At 61.5% G+C, this 19,966-nt stretch carries 17 protein-coding genes and 1 tRNA gene; 5 read left to right on the top strand and 13 right to left on the bottom strand.

Going from position 1 to position 19,966, the window contains the following annotated elements:
* Positions 1–41 precede the first annotated feature (41 nt).
* The gene (locus AC3A3X_RS00635) at positions 42–1,382 is read right to left on the bottom strand and encodes a YagK/YfjJ domain-containing protein (protein WP_487581133.1); all 1,341 of its coding nucleotides are present in this window, start codon (positions 1,380–1,382) and stop codon (positions 42–44) included.
* Positions 1,383–1,597: 215 nt separating this feature from the next.
* Positions 1,598–1,792 (bottom strand): helix-turn-helix transcriptional regulator, encoded by a 195-nt coding sequence (locus tag AC3A3X_RS00640; RefSeq protein ID WP_487581134.1) that lies wholly within the window; start codon positions 1,790–1,792, stop codon positions 1,598–1,600.
* A gap of 387 nt (positions 1,793–2,179) precedes the next feature.
* On the opposite strand from AC3A3X_RS00640, the gene AC3A3X_RS00645 reads away from it, so the two are divergent.
* On the top strand, positions 2,180–3,571 hold the full coding sequence (locus tag AC3A3X_RS00645) for a DUF3987 domain-containing protein (protein ID WP_487581135.1): 1,392 nt from the start codon (positions 2,180–2,182) through the stop codon (positions 3,569–3,571).
* A gap of 90 nt (positions 3,572–3,661) precedes the next feature.
* On the opposite strand, the gene AC3A3X_RS00650 is transcribed toward AC3A3X_RS00645, so the two are convergent.
* The 7 genes from AC3A3X_RS00650 to AC3A3X_RS00680 form a co-directional block, all read right to left on the bottom strand.
* On the bottom strand, positions 3,662–4,027 hold the full coding sequence (locus AC3A3X_RS00650) for a JAB domain-containing protein (protein ID WP_487581136.1): 366 nt from the start codon (positions 4,025–4,027) through the stop codon (positions 3,662–3,664).
* 374 nt (positions 4,028–4,401) lie between these two features.
* Positions 4,402–5,301 carry a recombination directionality factor gene (locus AC3A3X_RS00655; RefSeq protein WP_487581137.1) on the bottom strand — a complete coding sequence of 300 codons (900 nt, stop codon included), beginning with the start codon at positions 5,299–5,301 and terminating at the stop codon, positions 4,402–4,404.
* Positions 5,295–6,263, bottom strand: a complete 969-nt coding sequence (locus tag AC3A3X_RS00660; protein ID WP_487581138.1) for a YqaJ viral recombinase family nuclease — start codon at positions 6,261–6,263, stop codon at positions 5,295–5,297. Before AC3A3X_RS00660 ends, AC3A3X_RS00655 begins: the two co-directional genes overlap by 7 nt.
* 102 nt (positions 6,264–6,365) lie before the next feature.
* Positions 6,366–6,863 carry an antirestriction protein ArdA gene (locus AC3A3X_RS00665; protein WP_487581139.1) on the bottom strand — a complete coding sequence of 166 codons (498 nt, stop codon included), beginning with the start codon at positions 6,861–6,863 and terminating at the stop codon, positions 6,366–6,368.
* Positions 6,864–6,969: 106 nt separating this feature from the next.
* Positions 6,970–7,776, bottom strand: coding sequence for a hypothetical protein (locus AC3A3X_RS00670; protein WP_487581140.1), 807 nt, complete (start codon positions 7,774–7,776; stop codon positions 6,970–6,972).
* A gap of 2 nt (positions 7,777–7,778) precedes the next feature.
* The gene (locus AC3A3X_RS00675; protein WP_487581141.1) at positions 7,779–7,991 is read right to left on the bottom strand and encodes a hypothetical protein; all 213 of its coding nucleotides are present in this window, start codon (positions 7,989–7,991) and stop codon (positions 7,779–7,781) included.
* A 78-nt stretch (positions 7,992–8,069) separates the two neighbouring features.
* Entirely contained in the window at positions 8,070–9,371 is a 1,302-nt protein-coding gene (locus AC3A3X_RS00680) for a J domain-containing protein (RefSeq protein ID WP_487581142.1), read from the bottom strand.
* Positions 9,372–9,527: 156 nt separating this feature from the next.
* Between AC3A3X_RS00680 and AC3A3X_RS00685 the strand changes: the two genes are divergently transcribed.
* Positions 9,528–9,968 (top strand): helix-turn-helix domain-containing protein, encoded by a 441-nt coding sequence (locus AC3A3X_RS00685; protein WP_487581143.1) that lies wholly within the window; start codon positions 9,528–9,530, stop codon positions 9,966–9,968.
* A 48-nt stretch (positions 9,969–10,016) separates the two neighbouring features.
* Here AC3A3X_RS00685 and AC3A3X_RS00690 read toward each other — a convergent pair whose 3' ends face one another.
* Complete coding sequence (locus AC3A3X_RS00690; RefSeq protein WP_487581144.1) at positions 10,017–10,973, bottom strand: DUF932 domain-containing protein; 957 nt, start codon at positions 10,971–10,973, stop codon at positions 10,017–10,019.
* Positions 10,974–11,660: 687 nt separating this feature from the next.
* On the opposite strand from AC3A3X_RS00690, the gene AC3A3X_RS00695 reads away from it, so the two are divergent.
* The 3 genes from AC3A3X_RS00695 to AC3A3X_RS00705 are packed head-to-tail and all read left to right on the top strand — an operon-like array spanning position 11,661 to position 15,182.
* Positions 11,661–12,116 carry a MerR family transcriptional regulator gene (locus AC3A3X_RS00695; RefSeq protein WP_487581145.1) on the top strand — a complete coding sequence of 152 codons (456 nt, stop codon included), beginning with the start codon at positions 11,661–11,663 and terminating at the stop codon, positions 12,114–12,116.
* A complete protein-coding gene (locus AC3A3X_RS00700) occupies positions 12,113–14,455 on the top strand; it encodes an N-6 DNA methylase (RefSeq protein WP_487581146.1) in 2,343 nt (780 codons plus the stop codon). The genes AC3A3X_RS00695 and AC3A3X_RS00700 overlap by 4 nt, the downstream gene beginning before the upstream one ends.
* A gap of 1 nt (position 14,456) precedes the next feature.
* Positions 14,457–15,182, top strand: a complete 726-nt coding sequence (locus AC3A3X_RS00705) for a hypothetical protein (protein WP_487581147.1) — start codon at positions 14,457–14,459, stop codon at positions 15,180–15,182.
* A gap of 736 nt (positions 15,183–15,918) precedes the next feature.
* On the opposite strand, the gene AC3A3X_RS00710 is transcribed toward AC3A3X_RS00705, so the two are convergent.
* From AC3A3X_RS00710 to AC3A3X_RS00720, 3 genes are all read right to left on the bottom strand, one after another.
* Positions 15,919–17,133 (bottom strand): tyrosine-type recombinase/integrase, encoded by a 1,215-nt coding sequence (locus tag AC3A3X_RS00710; protein ID WP_487581148.1) that lies wholly within the window; start codon positions 17,131–17,133, stop codon positions 15,919–15,921.
* A gap of 180 nt (positions 17,134–17,313) precedes the next feature.
* Positions 17,314–17,386: transfer RNA gene (locus AC3A3X_RS00715), tRNA-Ile, on the bottom strand.
* Between the two features lie 67 nt (positions 17,387–17,453).
* Entirely contained in the window at positions 17,454–19,850 is a 2,397-nt protein-coding gene (locus AC3A3X_RS00720; protein ID WP_487581149.1) for a GH92 family glycosyl hydrolase, read from the bottom strand.
* Positions 19,851–19,966 lie beyond the last annotated feature (116 nt).

Consider the following 19,966-nt stretch of genomic DNA (forward strand, 5'->3'; position numbering starts at 1 on the left):
AATTTCCCTATTCTGCCTTCCGCCACGGTAACGAGGAGCTTTCACAGCCTTGCGACTGACGTATCCACCGTGGAACATCCGTTACGTTCCACGGCCCGAATGCAGCGATCAATCCAGACTCGACGGAGCGCGAGCTCCTGTCTCGGCGGCTCGAAGCCCGGCGGGTACTTGCTGCGCTCGCGGCCCAGCATGCGCTTCACCAGGCCCATTCCGTCCCCGTTCTTGCGGGGCGCGCCGCGGCCATCAGGCTCCTTCGGCATCGGGCTGCGCCAGAAATTCTTGATCTTGGCGTCGTCCACCTTCAGTTCCGAGTCCTGCTTGGACATGTACCAGAGCGCGATGCGAACGCCGATCAGCTTGTTCATCTCGCTGACGTGCACCAGCCCCAAGCCGTTGAAACGGTACCGGCCCTTCCGTGCGTAGCAGTTGAAGAAACTGCCCTTATCGTGACCCACGCGATTGAGCCACTTCTCACCCAAGGACTGGGTCAGAAACCAGGCGCCCTTGTGCAGATGCCCGTCGAGCAGAACCATCAAGTGGTAATGCACGCCGCGGCTGATGCCGTTCTCGCGCTTGATGATGAAGCCCCGATAGCCAGGCACGATACGACCCATGCGCAGCGCGCGCAGGTACTTGAACACGGCCGCGTCAGCGACCTTGGTGTAACCCCACCCTTTGGCGTCAGGACGAAAGTAGAGATCGATGCGCAGGATCAGCAACCGAGAATGGCGCTCGAACAGGGCGGTAATGTAATCGCAGCCACTCTTGAAGTTATCTTCGGCCTTGCGTTCGTGGTCGTGCAGGCGGTTCTGGAACTTCTGCGAGCGGCACACGCGGCGCACGAAATCCACGAAGTGATGCAGCTTTTCAACAACCTCGGCCCCCTGGCCATCGAACAGCGCGTGCGAAGGCTTTCCCCAGCGACAAATCGTGTGCCACCCACGCATCACCGCGCGCAGCAGCACCGAGACGACCGGATGGAAGCGGTGGTAGGCGTAAGCCTGCTGCCAGTTGCGCCCCTCGTCCTCTTGTGCCGCGAAGTACATGCAGGCACCCAGAACCTTCTTGCCCAGCTTGGTCAGTTTGAGTCCAGGCTGGTTGGCCCAGCGAGCGAACGTCGGCGCGACCGGAGATTCATCGCCCTCCATGATGCTAGCGTACAGCCGTTGCAACTGAGGCATGAAATTGAGCAGCTGCTGATCGTCCGTGTTGTAGCCGAACGCCTGCCCGCCGTTGGTCTGCCAGCACAGGAACTTCTCTGCCGCAACTTCGTGCAGCGATTCGCACCGAATGATGTCGGTGATGGTTTTCCCCAGATAGGTGTTGTCTTCTCCTTCGCTGTCGAGATCAAGATAGTCCTGCGGTAGTTGTTGCTCGAGCATTAGGTGTTGCACTCCTACGACATGCTTCTATGGTTAGTGACAGGAATACATGGTGGACTTGGTATTTGTATTGGTATTTGTATTACATACAAAGCCGGAATTCAGGCCTAAATGACTCCCTAGGAAACACCTCCATTGGCGATCGAAGCTGCCGGCCAAGCCCAGGTATCAGCTCATTTTTTCAAGTGTCGAGATAGCGCTGTAGAACAAGGTCCTCAGTTGGCGACGCTGCGTTCAGCTACCCAGCGGAACACGTCGCCGGAATGCCACCCGATTGCCCGCTGACCCAACTTTCGCTGCTTGGGAAACGTGCCCTGGCTCATGTAGAGATAGATCGTCGAGCGCCCCAAGCGAGTGATTTCTTTCACCTGGGAAATGCGCAGAATCGTGTTAGTAGTCTGGCCGCTCATTGCAAGCCCTCCGAAGCACCACAACGTCGTGGCGGCGCGCATTTTGCGGGACGACATTTGGGGCCCGCATTCTTTCCCCGGAAAGTTCTTAACTGTCCGGTCTTGAATCGCCACTGGCCTTCGAATGCAGTTCGTCTTGTTAGGGCGAGCCGAATAGTCGAATGGCGATTCCGCGCCGTCTCATCTTTTTCGGCGGCAGCCCAGCTGGAACCGCTACGGGACAACTCGACACAGTCCAACAACGTCCATGTGACCGGGACCTGTGCCCGTGGATGCCGTTGCAGCAAGTCAGTCGCGGTGGGATGTTCGGAACTATCCCCGGAATGTTGGTCTGGGCATGTCGCCAGGGCCCATAAAGGCGGATCTCTTCCCAACGGAGCCCATGCCTTGGTCAAACCCCTCCTCGCGTTTCCCGATCTCTACCCCACCTGCCCTATCGATCTGCTTCCGGAGCCACTAAGGGGCGCTGTCCAACACGCGATCCAGAAGATGGAGATTCCTGCGGCCGTCGCCTTGACCGATGCCATTTCCGCCGCCTCTGCGATCGTGCACTGCGGCTACGACTGCATCACTCCGGACGGGGAACCCATGCCTGCCACGATCAACACCTGCGTTGTCGCTCCCAGCGCAACGGGAAAGGGCCGCTCGATCAAGCTGTTCTTCGCTCACGCCCTCCAAGCGCAGAAGGAACGAAAGCCTCGCGACAGGGAGAAGGAAACGGGCGAACGATCTGCGGCACCCCCGCGCGCTCTCCTCGTAGAGACCATGATGAACAAGCCCAGTTACCGAGCTCTGATGGAGGAGCTGGATGGCGAGGGGAGGAACGTCACCATCCAGCGTGAGGAAGGCGCGAGTTTCCTGAAGTCCGACCTTTTCAAGGACAACACTGACGCGCTTACCCAGCTCTGGAGCGGCGACCCGCCGCTTGACCACCACGTATACGGCACCGAACTGATCGCGGCTGACGCGCGTGGCGGACTAGGTTTTCGCATCCAGCCTGACCTGATGTACGAATATCTTAAGAAGCGCGGGCGTTTGGCCTGCAAGCTTGGCTTCTGGCCTCGGACCGTCGCCGGTTGCCACGACCCGGAGCAGTTCCCGTGGAACGAGAAGTACCATCTGTTTCTCGATCGAGCCGTCAGCCCAGCCGCCTACCATCGTCGGGTGGGAGAGCTAGCGGCGCAGATCAATGACAGCAACAAGTCCGGCTTCGCAGGTCGTATCGGCGTGAAGCTGGATGCCGACGCCATTGCATTCATGCTGGAGCTCAGATACCGCATGAAGCAGTGGTTGGTGGCTTACTACGCCGACATACGTGAAGCCGCTGGACGCGCCTGGGAAAACACACTGCGCATCGCTGTGGTGCTCCACGTCTTCTGCGAAGGAAACGGTAAGGTATCCCGCGAGATGGCTGAGCGCGCCTGGGCCATCGTGGAATGGTCGTTGTCTCAGCACCGTCTGATCTTTGTCGAAGCCATTCGGCCTCCATCGAAACCGACGAAGCTAGAGCCCGTTAAGCAGCCCAAGCTGCCGCAGCACCAGCAACGCCTGAACGCCGACATGCAATTCATGCTCAACACCATCGGTGCCCGTGCCCCATATAGCCCGGCCAACAGAGTCCGCTTGGCCGACGTCTTGTTGCTGACCGGCTTCGACAAGACTCGCTTTCTGAAGACCCTTGGCTGGCTAGTCGCTGGGTACTACGTTGTGGTGGAAGGCGTCGATGAGTACGCGACTATCCTCCTGTTACCCCCGCGCTTCGGTATTCCTTCAGGGTAAGCCAGCTGACGAATCTCGCACTACTGCGGCAAAAAAAATAGCACCAGGATAGAAGGGGGAGCAGGAGCCCCCCCGTGATCCTCACATTGCCTACACCCAGCCCCGCGCAGCCATTGTCAGAGTTTCGTGACCGCCAACAATGATGTGGTCGAGCAAACGCACATCGACCAGTGCCAGGGCCTGTTTTAGGTGAGCGGTCAGTGCCCGATCGGCCACCGATGGCTCAACAGAACCGGACGGATGGTTATGCGAGACCACTACCGCCGCCGCGTTGTGCAGCAAGGCCTGTCTCACAACCTCGCGCGGATGGACTTCGGCGCCATCGATAGTGCCGAAGAACAGCTCGACGTACTCGATGAGTTGGTGCCGACTATCCAGAAATGCGGCCGCGAACACTTCACGGCCGTACCCGGACAGCCGCTCGCAGAAGAACCTGCACGATACGTTCGGATCCACGAACGACTCCCCACGCCGCATCCGCTGGTCAACCACGCTCCTCGCAGCCGCCAGGATTTGGTCAGCGGTCGCCAGCTCATAGCGAGAACGGCGACTGCGAACATACAGCGAGCAATCGGACCGTAACTCTGTCGACATCCTAGCCACCCGCTTTGGTGCTATCGACATCTACGCTGGCCAACTGCTCACTCGTCGGCCTGTGCATGGGCTCTGCAGTGGCGCTGCGAGGTTGGTCGTCCTGCCTATTGGCCGCTTCGACTGCCTCCACCTGCTTCCGGCGCCCCAGTAGCTTCACCACGCCATACAGTGCCAACCCATACACCACGACCCCGCCAATCACACGAAACATCATTTCGTCACCTCGTCGTTGTTGATCACGCGCCGCCCGCACGGGCGACTTTTTCCTGAAGCCGGGCACGCAGACTGACCGGCGATTCCGTCGGGCTGCCGCTTTCGTTACCGGTTTCACCTGTCGGTGGATAGAACTCCTCGACCACTGCGGGCACGTCTTCATCCAGTTCCTCAGAAGCGCCGTTGGCGAATCCCTGCCGTGCCGCCTCATCCAGCGCAGCCTGGTCGAACCCGCTCTCTCTCCGCCACGTGTCCCGCTCCCGCGCCTCCTCGATGGCCTGCTCCACCGTCAGGCCAGTCCGCACTACCAGATCGACGTAGTAGATTGCGGACCGGTGACTCATCGTCGTGGACTTGCCGCGCAGCTTGAGCTCCAGGGGCATGCAGGCCAGTCGTCCGCCAGAGACGGCGCTGAAGTACTGCAACCTCGCCGCCAGAGTGCGGATGGTGTTGAACGAGGTCGTGCGCAGCACAAAGCTGCCCAGTGCGTCGTCTTCGCCATCGCCGATCAGTACGTTGAAGCGGGCGTAGGCCTTGCATTCGCCGTCGGCAAATTTGCAGGCGTCCGGACCGGCGCAGGGCAACGCCTCAATGCCGTCATTGCCGGAGCGCCGGCAGGTGTCACCGTTGCCCACGCACACTGGCCTACCTGAGCTGCGGTCGAACAGCGAGTAGTCAGCCCGCAGGTTCAGCGCCGGGTCGTTGAACAGCAGCCGGACCGGGACGGACCGGAGCTTGCCACCACTGTCTCGGCGCAACAGTTCGTCTAGCGGATGCAGCACCCAACCATCCCGGTTTTGCACCTGGCTGGTCAGGGTGAACTGGTCGTCCTTCTCCGGCAGGCGCTTGCCGTTGCGCTCCACCACCCGGCCGATGGAGATCCGCCCGACCACGGGCGGCGTAATCACAAGCCCTTTCAGCATGTCGCACTCCTTTCAGTGGTGTCGGTTTGTCGGGACAGGAGGAACCGGCGCGAGCCAGGCGTGGTCACGGTGTAGCGGGCTGCAATGTCGGGATAGGCAACGGCCAACGCCTTCGTATCGATCCGGCTTCCGTCCTTGGCTCGCTTGAAGGTGGCCACGCCGTTGGCAAAGGCCGCCTTGGAAGCATCGCCCATGGCCTGCTGGATGGTCTGCTTGAGACGTTCGGCGTCACGCTCCTTGGCGGCGATCTCCTGATCCAAATCCGCCAGGGCGTCGAACGTATTGCCAAGCTCCGCATTGCTGGTGAAGTCCAGCGTCGTGTCGTTGCCCTGGTACAGATGACGCAGCGCACGGGCGGCCGACTCGCTGCCATCCGCGGGAGGAGGCGTGTCGGACTCGACGTGAGCCCAGAAGCGACTCTCCAGAACCATCAACCGGGCGATGATCTCGTCGTCCCGTTCGACGCGATGGATCTCCAGCTTTTGGCCACACAGCAGGGCGGCCACGTCCGCGGCCGCCTTGCCGGTAACCGCCAGTTGGTGCTGCACCTGGAGCAGGACGTATTCCGGAACCCCGTCCTTCCACAGCTTCGAGCCGAACTCACCGGCGGTCTTACACTCCAGGATCTGCACATCGGGACTGCCGACCACTTCCCGATCGATGTTGGCCAGCATGAAGGGCAGCGTCGGGTGCTGGAGCACCGCGTTGAGCTTCCTGACTTTCCGACTGGTCTTCTGCTGGTAGGCCACTGCCACGTAGGGCTCCAGCAAGGTGCCCCAGAACCGGGGATCGTCCATGCCTTGATGCTCGCCGGCTGTATCCACCCGGCCGGTCTTTTCCAGCCACAGCGCCAGCGGGCTCTTGTAGGGGTTCAGCCCAACGGCGGCAGCCGCATCAGAGCTGCCGATACCGCCCTTGCGGACTTCCAGCCATTGGTCGCGACCCAGCTTCGTGGTGTCCACCAGGCGCAATGCCGCACGTCTTCCCATTTCCTTTCTCCAAAATGAAAAGGCCACCCAACTGGGCGGCCTTTGTGGCAATTGTTGAGCTCGCTGCGTCTTGCTTCAGTCGTTCCAGAACACATGAATGCCGCCGCCATCGGCCGCGATGAACTGCACGTCGCCCTTTGCTGCAACCTCGCGGCCGTAAGCGTCGAAATCGAATCCCGGCCCGGTCTGCGAGAGCCTTCCGATCAGCGCGAGGTAGTGCCGGGTCCAGGCCCCGACATCGGGGTACGTGCCCTGATAGCTGTCGGCGAAGACATCCGCCGCGTTAAGAACGTTGTCAAAGCGTCGTCTCGCCCAGAGTTTCTCGAAGGGCTCGCCGTAATCGTCCACAGCGTCCTGATAGGCCAGTAGCTCCTCGATGTTCGGGTGCGGGCCGAAATCTGGCATCCCGTCATAGGCGAGCACGCACCAGCCTTTGGCGCCTTTTTGCGGCTGCTCACGCAATATCTCGGCAATCTTGCGACGCATCGCGCCAGCATTGTCGACGTCGATCCATTGACCGCGCCGGCCGCCGTACGCGCCGACTGCCCGGACAGCAACAAGGATCCGGGACATTGGAAATCTCCTGACAGAAGAAAGGCCGCACAAGGCGGCCTTCGGGTTCAGCTCATGTATCAAGGGAGCGCAGCCAGCTCCAGGCAAGAAAGCCGTTGCTTTCCACTCAATTGACCTGCTTAAGCTTCCCGTTGTGCAACAGGTACTCAACCTTCCCTTCTACCGATGGGCAGCAGTCAGGATCATCGGGGCCGAGCGTCAACGTCTTCAGCCTGACCGCTCCTTCTTCGACCGTCACTTCGTTGATCGCATTCCCAGTCCCGCCCACGGGCGTCGTGCTGGCGAACTTCAAAAAGCCATCGCCTTGCCGCAGGAACGCGGAGAGGTATTGCGTAGAGGTGTTCTGTGAACCGACCTCAATCGTGAACAAGGCTGCAGCATCGCTAGCCCCGTCCCCATTCAGATCTCCCGCCGCCACCTTGCGCGCGCCCGTGTACTCATCGCCGGCTTCGGAACTGGCCGTGATCGCAATGGCGTTATCGATCACTGCCTCATCCGACGCTTGACCACCCAGAGCCGAAGGTTCGCCGTCGTCCGATTGGGTCGCGGCAGCCGCTGCACCATCCTGCGCTACCGGTTCGCTGAGACTGTTATTCGACCTGTCAGTCGATTCGCTCTCAATGCCCATTTGCTTCAACGCCGTGGAAGGATCGACGCCGCTGCATTGGGCCGCGCCAACGGCCGTTGCTTCGACGAAGCCAGGAAGCATCAACTCCCCTTTCTGCATTGCCTCCAAACCGTCCACGCCGTACTTGTCCTCTAATTTGTCGTAGATGCATGTGCATTTTGATTTAGGCGCCCCTTGGCTCGTGCATCCGGCCACGAACTCGCTTCTGACCTTTCCACCGCAGGCGGCCACCATCATCGAAGCAGCAGCGACAAGCAACACGCGCATTACTCGCTTCTGGACCATTGTCATTTCCTCCCGAAGGTCAGGAAGCCGATGACCCCCAGTAGGACCAAGCCACCAATGGCTTTCCCCAGGCCAGGAATGAGGATGGCCGGCCAGATCAAGGAACGCCCCAGGTTGTACATAAAGCCCTTGTAGGCGTAATCACCCCACCAGTTGCCATAGATGGCAAACACGAATATCAGCAGCACATATACGCCGAAAACAATACGTCCCATTCAACTATCCCCGTTCTCTATGTTGGAAAATCAACTTGTCCGCGCACCGCGTTAGCCTCGAATCGCTCACACGGTCACCTAACCTTCCACGCTCGCGGAAAGCGCTTCCAGCCACGATTCGGATTGGTCCTCGAACTGACGCATCAACCCCCTTGCCGCGTCCCTCGGGATGCCAATCCGGGTGAACAGAATCAACAACGCTTCTTCGCGCGCCACTTTCAGCTCGAACTCCCCCGTTCCATCTCGATGGAGGAACATCGCTGACATCATCAGCAGGTCTTCGTCATCCAGCTCGATGGGCCGTCCGAAAACGAACGGAAACCTTTCTCGATATGCGAGTTTGTAGACCTCGCTGATCTCGTGCAGCCGCGTGAACCGATGCCCCGCGCCCTCCTTGAACTCACTGGGAAGCTTCGAGAACCCGTAGTAGTGCAGAACCAGGAAGAGCATCAAAGCGAGCTCGGCGCTTTCGGCGTCGGCCGATGCCTGGCCATGCCGCGGGTTGCGTCGCACTGCCTCGCACAAGTCTGAGAAGCGGTCGGCGATGCCCCGCATTTGGCGATCGATCAGCTCATCGATCAGAAATGTTCGTCCCTCTCGCTCCGACCGCAGCGCCGCCATGGCAAAGCGATGAAGCGTCCAGAGCGCATCGACGCCAGACACCCCGCGCGCTACTTTGGATTCAGCGCGGTCATTGGCGGATGCCTTGGTCGGTTTGAACACCTCCGACAAGCGCGCTGCGAAGGTCAGGATGGCCAAGTGGTCAACCAGGTCGGCCTTGAAGAACTCGGCCCCATTGATAAGGACGCGGCTATCCGTACCTGGCTCCACCTGCTTGATGTCCCGGAAGACGATCCGCCTCGGGTTCTCGAACTTCTGCTTGCAATAGATCGCATCGCTCGTGACCAGAAGCCCCTCCTTCGCGCCGCCGAACAGGGTGTCGTCCAAGAGGACGATCACCTCGCCCGACGAGACGCCAGGCGCGTAGGAGGAAATGGCGCCCTCCAGCTTCTTGCGCGGGATGTTGGGCCGCGCGTACACCTTGTCGTGAAACCACTCCCATTCCGGTTTCAGAAGAACGGCCGCGGCGTCTTGGATGCCCGGAGCAGGGGCCGCGCATTCCCGAGTCGGCGCGCTATGGGCGGAACGGTCGGATGCGCCTTGGTCCACCCTGGCGCGCAGCTCGGGGCTGGTGAGTGCCTGGTAGGCCTCATTCACCAGCTGCATCTTCTCTGTTGCCCACGCCTGGGTTTCGGCATCCGCCTGGGCATAACGGTCGGGGTGGTACTGGCTGCGTCGGCCTTTGTAGGCCAATTCAATCTCCTGGCGCCCGGCGTTCGGGCGAATCCCCAAAATGTCGTAATAGTCCTTGCCGGACACGCTTCCCCCTGTTCCTACGCATTGTTCTGCAGGAGCCTCAGCTCCCGTCCACTGGCCCCGGCTTGACGGAGCCATACCTCTATCTGAAAGATAGAGTCTGCCACGCTGTTAGAGGTTTCGTCATGATTTGGGCCACCTTCGTCTCTTCGTTGCTCGGTGCCCGAATCCTCCGCACGCGCTCTGTTCGCCGCTCGCCTGATTCAGGCGCGGCAACTGCGTGGCCTCAGCCAGCGTGCGCTGGGGGACCGCATGGGCTTGGGTAAGGACAAGGGGTCCTCCCGCATCAACCGCTACGAGCACCAGGTCACGGCCATTGGCTTCGACAACCTGGAGAAGCTCGCAGAGGTGCTGGACGTGCCCGTCGCCTACCTGATGGCGGACAACGCCGCCATGGCCGACGCCATTCTTGAACTGTCCAAGGCCAGCCAGCGCCAGCAAGCCAGCCTGGCCTTGGCCGTCAAAGGACTGACGGCGACGCCGGCACTGACCAAAGTCCTGGTCAAGGTGCTGCAGCTCCCCAAGCACGAGCAGGAACGCATCACCCAAGCCCTGCTGGGACTGTTGCCTGATCCCGCGGGCAAGGGCGAAGACGCCTGAAGCACCCGGTACTCCGGATGCTTCAAGGCCTCTATCGCCCCCTGCCGACTAGGCCACCAACTTCATCACTTCGTCCCAAGCCCGCTGCTTGAGCTGGGCGCCTTGCCCGAACCAAGCCGCGTCTCGACGGTGATCGTCGCTTCGAGCACGACGACGGTGATCGACGTACTCGGTCACGCTGTTGAGCAAGCCCCACGCCGTGCCGCGGCTGGAAGCCATCAGCGCGCCCCGACCGCCGCCCTCGTACAGCGAGCGGACAGTGGCCATCGCCTGCTCGTTGACCACCGTGGCCCTGTTGTCCTGCGCCTGGTAGGTCAACACGCGGCGCAGCAGAGCTTCCACCGAATCCGGATCGACCGGCCGCTCCACCAACGCCTTCATGCGCGCCACGAAGCCATCCCACGAGGACACGGTGATGCCCAGCTGGCGCTTCACGGCATCCGGGTCGAACTGGCTACGGTGCGGCACCTTGATGGCGCTGCTGGTGTTACCCAGGGCGATGGCGAGGGTGTTGTTGCAGACCACCCGCACCGAGGTGAACTGCGCCGTGGTCGCCAACGTGCCGTCGCATGCAGTGGCCAGCAGCAGATAGCCATCCACCTTGTCCCGGCCCTTCAGGCTCGCGCTCTGGCCGGTCCGGGCCAGTGCCCAGAACTTGCGGCCTTCGCGCAGCACGCCGCCCGTCTCCAGCTCGAATCCATTGCAGGCCGTCAGATCCCGATAGAACTCCAGAATCTCGCCCGGCTGCACGACCTGGAAGCGCTTGGACACCACCGACAAGGGGGCCTTGGTGTCCGAGCGGTACAGCACCTTCTGCTCCGGGAAGGCGTTGATCACGCCGATGTTGTTGCTGCCCGTGACGTAGCGGACTTCCGCTTCGTCGATCTGCCAGTCCATCCCGGCCTGCTTCTTCCAGACCTCAATCGGCTGCTGCGGCGCCAGCGGGTTGCCCAAGCCATGCCACGGGCGCTCGCCGGTGTAGGCCATCGTTTCGACCAGATGCATTTCGTTTCCTCATTGTTCGCGGCATAAACACACAAGGCCCGGGCGCGATGCCGGGCCTTGTGTGGAGCCAGTGATGGATTGAATTAGGGGACCTTTGAGCCATCGCAGGTGGTGCATCTGACGATGCCCACCAGGACGGCCGCGGTCACGACCAAGACACAATAGATCGCGTCGAGCTTGCCTCTGCTCACATCAAACACCCGTTACGGACGCATCGAGCGGAGCGTCCAAGCGCGAAGCGGGTCTCCACCGACTTCATGAGGGTGTTATAGGTTTGAAATCTCCTTCAATGTGCTGGGCATGAGTCCCGGCGGACGATGGAAGCATCTATCACTCTCATCAACTAGTTATGCGACCGCATGGGCGCGCTGGCGAAGTAAGTGCGGCCTAGGGTTGATGTTCAACGGCGATCGTCATGCCGAAGGTCAGCAGGATCGTCTTGAGCGCCTAGTCGCGCTCCCCGGCGAACGTCTTAAAGGCGCACACAGCCCAACTGGTCCGGGCTCGCTCAAAGCGGCGCTGCGGTCCGTTCCGGACAAAGGAATTGGCCGCCCTGGGATGCGCGGGGGGCGATTGCGTCAGGTCTACGGCTTGCGTGAGCCCGCCTGCAAGGAAGGCCGGTTGCGCAACTTACCCCGTATTACTTCGTTGTTCGCAACGAATTAAATTGGCGTATAGTTCCGTGCCATGCGCTACACGCCCGCCCAGATGAAGGAGGCCTTAGGGGTCACCGAAGAAACCCTTCGCCACTGGCGGAGGAGCCTTTCCCCGCTGAAGGGAAAGCGGGGATATGCCCCCTGTTTCAGTCCTGGAGACTTGCTCGCGCTAAAAGTGGTGACCGAGCTCCATGGGCTGGGCATCAGCGTCCGCCAGCTCAAGCCCATCGCGACCGATCTCTTCAAGACTTGTTCGCAGGGCGTCTGGTCCAGCTTGGAGAACAAGCTTTTGGTCTTCGACAGCCAAACCATGGAAGTCATGACCATCGGCGAAGAGGGGCGTTGGGCGCAGCAGACCCGTATCGCCGTCCCCCTGAAGCTGTTGATCGAGCAACTTCAGCAGCGCTTGTCCGAGGAAGAGGTGCGCCCGGCGCAACCCGAAATTGTGTTTCCGCCGCTGGGTGTTGCCCAAGGGAGGTCGAAATGAGTTTGGCACTAGCCATCGACAACTTGGATACGTGGCGAACGCAGCTGGGACTGATGCCGGTTCCGTTGTTCGGCCACCAGAACGAACGCCGCCATGTGCTCCTCAATGGCGGCAAGGGCAACTTTTGCCTCGACTTGGCCGCCGACGAACAGGATAACGGCGCCGAGCGCGATCGCGCCTGGTCGACGGACGTCGGGCACTATGTAAAGGTCAATCGTGACGCCGTACGTGTCTGGCGCTGGGACCAGTCCACACCAGAGGTTTACAAGCACGAGCTCGTTGCGGGCAACATCGTCAAGTTTCAGACCTACCTCGAGGAACGACAGCCGTCCAAGACCAGTTCGGTGGTCGGTCACTTCATGTCGATTTACCGCCAGGTCCGCACCATGCTAGGTGAGCGTGTCACGGGCCCCGATGCGCTGCAGGCCTTCCTGTATCTGTTGGCCAGCGCAGACGAAGGGGAAAAGGGCGCTGTCACGCGGATCGACTGGACCAAACTGCCTCGCGCACAAGAGCTGACCGAATCGCTGACGAAACTTCAGCGCGATGGTCTCCGCGAGGACATGGTGCGCGTGCGGCCCGGGGATCAGCTCAAGCCGATCATCCCACTGGTGCTACGCCATGCCTCAGGTCGACTTTTCCAAGAGGCGCACTACCTGGTAGAGCTGGACCCCCAGTTGTCGTTTTTTGGCGCCTCCGAAGCCAAGAGGGTGGGGCACGACTCCGCAAGCGGCGCATTCTTTACTCCGAGCCCCTTGGTTCGCACGGTGGTGGAGGAAGCATTGAAGGCGCAGCCACAGATCGCCTCCGATATCACAGTGCTGGATCCGGCGTGCGGCTCGGCTGAATTTCTGCGGGAGGCCCTACGCCAGCTGCAGATGCGTGGCCACAGCCACCGGGTGAAGCTGGTTGGCTGGGACATCTCGCCCGCGGCGCTAGCCATGGCGCGGTTTGTCCTGGACTGGGAACGCAGCCAGAGCGACTTAGACGTCGAGGTCGTGCTCGAGGAACGCGACGCACTGGCGCTTGATGCATGGAATACGGGCGCCCGCCTGATACTGATGAATCCGCCCTTCGTCTCCTGGCAGGGGATGGGCGAAGAACAAAAGCAGCGGCTGACCGAGCGCTTGGGAACTTTGGCTTCGAAGCGGCCCGACTATGCCAGCGCCTTTTTCTACAACGCGGTCAATGCCCTGCCCGAAGGTGGCGTGCTCGGCGCGGTGCTGCCCGCTTCGCTGCTGGACGGCGAGTCGTACGTGGAGCTGCGCAGTTCCATTGCTGCGAACATCAAGCATCATCTGATCGCCCGCTTGGGAAGCCACACGGTTTTTGCCGATGCTGTCGTGGATGCCGGGCTCTACGTGGGCGTACGCGGCGAACTCGACCGGCCACCACTGGCCGTGTGGTCGAATCACAAGGCTGACTCGTCGGCGCGTGCCTTGCGCCGCCTACGGTCGATCACGCCCGAAGCGGTCAAGGGTTGTGTGATCGACAACGGCGACTTCAGCGTCTACGCCGCAGAACACTTGGGGCGGGATGGCAGCAGTTGGGCGCCACGATCCTATACCGCCTACCGACTCCTCCAGGATGTCCATGCTCTTCCACGAGCCAAGTCCCTGTTCGATGTCTCCCAAGGCACCATCACGGGCCTGAACAGTGTCTACCTAGTGAGCCGCGACTACGTTCTGTCCCTGCCTAAGGGCGAGCGCAAGTACTTCCGCCCGGCGGTCGTGAACAATTCGATCGTCGACGGGATGTTGAACGACGTAACTTACGTCTTCTACCCGCACGGCAAAGGCCTCGAGATCGACTCGGAAGAGACATTGGTCAAGAAGCTGAAGGTCTTCGCTGCAGATCGCCTGCTTCCGAACAAGACGGCGCTGCGCAAGCGATCGAGGATCAAGCCAGATCAATGGTGGGTGCTTTCGCTGCCACGGCAAAAACTAGATGCCGTCGGCCCCAAGATCATTTCCACTTACTTCGGTGGGTCTGGGTCCTTCGCGTGGGATCCCGACGGGCGCTATATCCCCATTCAAGGCTATGGTTGGACCCCGAAGACGGGTGACATCGTCGGCTGCGAAGTGGCATACCTGGCCCTGCTGAACCATCCGCTGATCGATATTTTCTTGTCGGGTGTGTCCAACAACCTGTCTGGAGGACAATGGAACCTGTCCGAGCGCTACGTCAATCATCTGCCCCTGCCTAAGCTGAAGCCTGATACATCGCTGACCGAAGCGCTGGGCGAGATGGGCATTGCCTTGGGCAAGGGTGAGCCGCCTGACGGTGATTTGTGGACGCGAACGGTTTATCAGGCATATGGACTGAAGCCGCGGCCCTGACGTGAGACGCGCAGACAAGAAGCGGCATCGCGCCTCTGAATCGACCAATGCGCCGCAGTGCATTGTCGCATCGGACGACAGCCTTGCACGCAAGTGCGGGCAGGCGTTAAGTGGCGCACTTGGACTAGATCATGTTGAGCATCAGAAGTGGCAACACCGAGGCACGACTTCGCTCTACTTCTTCACGCCACCGCTGATTGAGGCGGAGATCCGGGGGCAGAACCGCCCGGTGCTTCCGCTGCCCGACGGAAAGCGTTGGCTGCACGTTGCCATCGATTTGCATTTCATCGCTGACAAGCGTTGGCGCGTGAATCACATCTCAATCGGGTTGCTTCAAGGCGATCCATCCACGCCCCAGAAGGATCAAGTGCTGCGTGCGGAGTGGCAAATTCATGAAGCGGTGGATGATTCTGGACATGCGCAACCCCATTGGCACGTCCTCAGCGCAGCTGGCATTGTAGAGTTGCCCACGTTTGATGAGGTCGTGGAGGCGACGCCAGGGTTTGAAGAGTTTCTTGCCGATCCGCAACCGACACCTATCAGTGGCGAAGCATACGGTCACTTCCACTATGCGATGGCTACCGACTGGCACCGCACGCCCTCGACAGGGCATTACCAAGTGCTCGCAGACGAATCCGCACTGTTGTCTTGGCTTGGAAGCTGCGTGCGATACATTCGCCATCAGCTAGACCACGTTGATCGAAAGACTGGCAGCGTCGCTACTTAATTCCCATGCTTTCGCCTCAGCCTGCAGCGCTGATGCCATGGATTACCGGGGAGTCACAATGGACGAGAAGGACGCCTTCTTCGGCCAGCTGACTGCTATGCAATGGGCGCTATTAGCACTTGTTGAAGCAGCCCCTTCGCGCGAAGAAATCTGACCGCACTACGGGGCGTGACCGTGCACGATGAGCGATACCGCCAGAGTGACTATAGCCCCGCGATCCGCGATGAGTTCTTGAAAGAGTTGCATGTTGTCGCCGATCTTCTCTTCGCGCCAAGGGGCAACACCTAAGGTGGCTGGGATTCCGGAGAGCGCCAGGGTTGCGTCGTTTGGCCGTCTAGATGTGGAACGATCGCTTTTAGCTGCCGGTTTCGACCGGCCGTTGCAACGGCCGGTCGAAACCGCAGACATGAGAAGGTACAGCAACCTACCCTCGAACCTCAGTTCCCAGCTTGCATCGCTACGCGGGCATATCCCCCCGTTGTGATGCCATGGCTAGGTCCGATGATGCGGCGAGCTTGTCGTTTAAATGTCGCGACGGGCTACTCGTCGCGACATTGGAGGCGATGCAGCTGGGAGATTTAGGACCCGACTGTAGCGACTGCCCGCATGGGTAGCAAAGGGCCGGGACGAACGCTGAATCGCCTCCACGCCAACTACTGCGCGCCATAGGAGGGGGCCAACAGAATAGCCATGCGTCATGGGTTGCTCGGTGCACTTCGCCACCGGTTATTGGAACTCACTCCATCTTCTTGCGAATCGGCACGACCTTCTTGCTCGCCTGTCGCAAGCCGTCCAAGTAATCTGCCCACGCTTGCATCATCCTCTTACGTTCCGACAGATGAGCCGTGCGGTTGTAGGCTCGTCCTAGTGGATCACGTACTGCATGCGCTAGCTGATGCTCGATGTAGTCCGGACGGAACCCCAGTACTTCGTCCAGGACAGTACGCGCCATCGCACGGAACCCGTGCCCTACGATGGTCTCTCCGTCAAACCCCAAGTTACGGAGGGCGGCATTGACCGTATTCTCGCTCATGGGGCGATCAGCGCTACGGACGCCGGGGAACACATAGTCGCTGCGCTTGGTCAGAGGCCACAGTTCCTCCAACACCGTCGCAGCCTGCACTGACAATGGGACGATGTGCGCGGTCTTGGTTTTGCTGGTGACGTAGCGCCACTCGCCGGCCTCCAAGTCGACGTCCGCCCATTTGGCCTGCCGCAGTTCGCCGGGGCGCACAAAGAGCATCGGGGCAAGCTTGAGGGCTGCCTGGGTTACGGGCGAACCCTGATAAGTCCACAGCGCGCGCAGAAGCTCACCGATCCGCTCGGGCTCAGTGAGGCTTGCGAAGTGCTTGGTCTGTGGCTGCTCTAATGCCCCTGTCAGGTCGTCAGCGGGATTCCGCTGGGCTCGGCCCGTAGCAATGGCGTACCGGAAAACGCGCCCTGCATGGGCGCGGGCCCGATGAGCGGTTTCCACGACGCCTCGCCGTTCTAACTTCCGCAGAGCAGCCAAAAGAATGGGCGCACTTACGTCAGTGATCGGCATGTCGGCAATTGAGGCCAGATCCTTTTCGATCAATCGGCGCTCCCGCTTTACCGAACCCGGGCTGAGCCCTTCCTTCGCTCGCTTAGCCAACAACTCCAGCCCAATGGCCCCAAAGGTGCTGTTTACTCGCTCGGCCTGCACGGCTCGTTCGACCCGGGCGACATGGGCCGGATTAGCTCCACCCTTCAGCAGCATGCGCAGCTTGTCGCGCTCAGCGCGGGCCTGCATGAGCGACATCCCCGGATACTCGTCAATAGTCACAATGCTTGGCTTGCCGGCATAGCGGTAGCGGTAGCGCCACACCTTTGCACCAGTGGGACGCACCTCTATGCACAGACCATTCGAGTCAGCCACGCGAAATGAGGCCTCTCTGGATTTCAGTGCGCGAAGCTTGGTGTCCGTGAGCATGTGAGTCAGGCATCTGTGAGTCGAAGCGACCCCATGTCGCTCGTCGACTCACAGCCTGACTCACTTTATTTCTGGATGCAACTGGACATCAGTGGACCCAAGCAGCCGCGCATGCCTCTATTTCATTGGCGTTCCTGGTGTCTTCCGGACCAACTCGGACAGCCCTGGACTACTTTTTTGTGGGCCCACCAGGATTCGAACCTGGAACCAAGGGATTATGAGTCCCCTGCTCTAACCGTTGAGCTATAGGCCCGTGGGCTGCGCATCTTACCAGCCCACGCTTTCAGGCGGCTCGCCGCTCGGGCGAGCCCGCCGCGCCTTCAGCGCCCAGCTGCCGACATCGAATACGGCCGCTCCGCCGCCCCCGTCGCCCATGCCTTGTCGGGCTGCGCCTGCATCGTGAAGTGCAGCTCCCCACCCGCCATGATTTCCTCATGACGGATGAAAGCCCGCTCCAGCGGCTTGCCATTGAGCATCGCCCGGCCGATATACGGATGCGCCGCATCAAGCCCGTCGGCCACCACCGTGAACCGCTTCCCATTGGGCAGGTTGAGACTCGCACGCGGCAGGAACGGCCGGCCGATGATGTACTCGTTGCTGCCCGGCGCCACCGGGTAGAACCCCAGCGCGGTGAACACATACCAGGCCGACATCTGCCCCAGGTCGTCGTTGCCCGCCAGCCCATCCGGCCGCGCCGCGTACTGCGAGGCCATGATCTGCCCCAGCCGTTCCTGCGTGCGCCACGGCTGGCCGGCATAGGCGTACAGGTAGGCGACGTGGTGGCTGGGTTCGTTGCCGTGCGCGTACCAGCCGATCAGGCCGGTGATGTCTTCCATGTGCTCGAAGATCTTCGGGTCGACCTTGGCGTCGAACACCGCATCCAGGCGCGCGACCAGCTTGTCCTCGCCGCCGTGCGCGGCGGCCAGGCCGGCGACGTCCTGCGGTACGTACCACGAGTACTGCCAGGCGTTGCCTTCGGTGTAGTCGCTGCCGTAGCCGCTGGCGGTGGCGTCGAAGGGTTCGCGGAAGCTGCCGTCGCGCTTGCGTGCGCGCATGAAGCCGGTCTTCTCGTCGAAGGCGTGGCGCCAGTTGGAGGCGCGCTTGCCAAACTGGTCAGCGACTTCCTTGTTGCCCATCGACTCGGCCATGCGCGCGATGGTCCAATCGTCGAACGCGTACTCGAGCGTCTTCGAGGCGGCCTCGCCTTCCTCGTCGATCGGCACGTAGCCCAGTTGCATGTACTGGGCGATGCCGTCGTAGGGGCCGTAGCTGGCGCTGTCGACCATGGCCTTGAGCGCCTTGTCGGTGTCATAGCCGCGGATGCCCTTCATGTAGGCATCGGCGATCACCGGCACGGCGTGGTAGCCGATCATGCACCACGTCTCCAGGCCGTGGAACGACCACACCGGCAGCACGCCATACGGGCTGTGGTCGTGCGAGGCCAGCAGCGAGTTGATGAAGTCGTTGTTGCGCTGCTCCGGCTGCACCAGCGTCAACAGCGGATGCAGCGCGCGGTAGGTGTCCCACAGCGAGAACGTCGAGTAGTGGGTGAAACCCTTGGCCTGGTGCACGGCGTTGTCGGGACCGCGGTAACGGCCGTCGCTGTCCATGAAGAGGCTCGGGCCCATCAGCGTGTGGTACAGCGCGGTGTAGAAGCTGCGGCGCTGCGCTTCGGGGGCATCGACGTCGACGGCACCCAGTGCCTGCATCCACTGTGCTTTCGCGGCGTTGCGCACGCCGTCGAAGTCGAAGCCCGGCACTTCGGCGTCGAGGTTGGCGATCGCGCTGTCCTCGCTCACCGGCGAGATCGCGACCTTCACCACCATCGACTTGCCGGCGGCGCCGTCGAAGTCGAAGGCGCCGACCAGTTGGCGGCCTTCGATCTGCGCGCGCTGGCGCGGGTCTTTCTCGCCCGGCGGCGGGAAGCCCTTGTAGGGGACGTCCTGCTCGGTGTCGTTGAACTGGTGGCCGCTGACCGGCTGCGAGAAGCGCATGGCGAAATACAGCTGGCGGCCCGGCGCCCAGCCGCGGGTTTCGCGGAAGCCGGTGACGGTGCCGTCGCTGCGCAGGCGCAGCCGCGACCACTGCACCTTGCCCAGGTAGTCGTACATGCTGGTGCGCAGGTCGACCAGCACGTGTGCCGGCTTGCCCTTCGGGAACTGGTAGCGGTGCACGCCGACGCGGGCGCTGGCGGTCAGTTCGGCGCGGATCGCGTAATCCTGCAACGTCACCGCGTAGTAGCCGGGCTGGGCGATCTCGCCGTCGTGGCTGAAGCGCGACATGTAGCCGCTGCCGGGCTTGCCGATGTCGCCGCGTTCGAGCTTCACCTCGCCGGCGATCGGCATCACCAGCACGTCGCCGAGGTCGGAGTGGCCGGTGCCGGAGAAATGCGTGTGCGAGAAGCCGGTGATCGTGTTGTCGTCGTAACGGTAGCCGGCGGCCCAGCCGTAGCCTTCCTTGCGCGACTTGATCTGGGTGTCGGGGCTGAGCTGGACCATGCCGAACGGCACCACTGCACCCGGGAAGGTATGACCTTCGCCGCCGGTACCGATGAAGGGGTCGACCGAGGCGTAGGCGCGGGCGGCGGCGGCATCGGCCCTGGGTGCGGGGGCGGCGACGACCATGCCGGCCATCGCCCAGGTGCACAGCGCCGACAGCAGGAAAAGACGGCGTTGGATCGCGGGCGAGGGGGTGGTCTGGCGGGCAAGGCGGGGCATGGTCGCTCCTGGGGTCCGCGGTGCTGGCGGACGGGAATTTAGATCGTTCTAATGCCAAGTCGAATGTCGTCCCGAGCGTAGCGAGGGACCTGCTGTCTGGCCGCGGAAAGCAGGTC

It is taken from the genome of Lysobacter sp. Soil_N_23, assembly GCF_057656135.1.

What these genes read in the sequence shown, in the direction of transcription:
- AC3A3X_RS00635 (WP_487581133.1), bottom strand. Translation starts at nt 1,382, where the DNA reads ATGCTCGAGCAACAACTACCGCAGGACTATCTTGATCTCGACAGCGAA.
- AC3A3X_RS00640 (WP_487581134.1), bottom strand. Translation starts at nt 1,792, where the DNA reads ATGAGCGGCCAGACTACTAACACGATTCTGCGCATTTCCCAGGTGAAA.
- AC3A3X_RS00655 (WP_487581137.1), bottom strand. Translation starts at nt 5,301, where the DNA reads ATGCTGAAAGGGCTTGTGATTACGCCGCCCGTGGTCGGGCGGATCTCC.
- AC3A3X_RS00665 (WP_487581139.1), bottom strand. Translation starts at nt 6,863, where the DNA reads ATGTCCCGGATCCTTGTTGCTGTCCGGGCAGTCGGCGCGTACGGCGGC.
- AC3A3X_RS00670 (WP_487581140.1), bottom strand. Translation starts at nt 7,776, where the DNA reads ATGGTCCAGAAGCGAGTAATGCGCGTGTTGCTTGTCGCTGCTGCTTCG.
- AC3A3X_RS00675 (WP_487581141.1), bottom strand. Translation starts at nt 7,991, where the DNA reads ATGGGACGTATTGTTTTCGGCGTATATGTGCTGCTGATATTCGTGTTT.
- AC3A3X_RS00690 (WP_487581144.1), bottom strand. Translation starts at nt 10,973, where the DNA reads ATGCATCTGGTCGAAACGATGGCCTACACCGGCGAGCGCCCGTGGCAT.
- AC3A3X_RS00695 (WP_487581145.1), top strand. Translation starts at nt 11,661, where the DNA reads ATGCGCTACACGCCCGCCCAGATGAAGGAGGCCTTAGGGGTCACCGAA.
- AC3A3X_RS00700 (WP_487581146.1), top strand. Translation starts at nt 12,113, where the DNA reads ATGAGTTTGGCACTAGCCATCGACAACTTGGATACGTGGCGAACGCAG.
- AC3A3X_RS00710 (WP_487581148.1), bottom strand. Translation starts at nt 17,133, where the DNA reads ATGCTCACGGACACCAAGCTTCGCGCACTGAAATCCAGAGAGGCCTCA.
- AC3A3X_RS00720 (WP_487581149.1), bottom strand. Translation starts at nt 19,850, where the DNA reads ATGCCCCGCCTTGCCCGCCAGACCACCCCCTCGCCCGCGATCCAACGC.